Annotated in this window: 1 protein-coding gene; it reads left to right on the forward strand. The window is 43.6% G+C overall.

Features of this window, described 5'->3' with window-relative positions; all coding sequences use genetic code 11:
- A partial coding sequence (locus tag SORDD16_RS10225) for an LPXTG cell wall anchor domain-containing protein (RefSeq protein WP_128973521.1) occupies positions 1-218 on the forward strand: 218 nt, incomplete at its 5' end.
- Positions 219-319 lie beyond the last annotated feature (101 nt).

Consider the following 319-nt stretch of genomic DNA (forward strand, 5'->3'; position numbering starts at 1 on the left):
CAATCTCAAGTGCATTGAACCACTCACAAACTCATGCACAACAACCTGCTGGACCAGGACGTTCAACAGGACGTGTAACAGGTAAAAAACTTCCAAATACAGGAACTGCAAGTAACCAATTTGCTGCTCTTGGATTAGGAGTAGCTGCCTTAGCAACCGCCTCTCTTCTTGGCAAGAAGAAGAAATCAGCAGCTTCTGAAATGGATTTAGAAGACTAAGCCCCCAAAATCGACTAAAATGAAATTGTTGATATCATTTTAGCGATGGAAACAAGAACCCCAGATGGCTCAAGGCTATCTGGGGCTTTTGGGTTCTTTGG

Source organism: Streptococcus oralis (assembly GCF_001578945.1).
GTDB classification, from domain to species: Bacteria; Bacillota; Bacilli; order Lactobacillales; family Streptococcaceae; genus Streptococcus; species Streptococcus oralis_Q.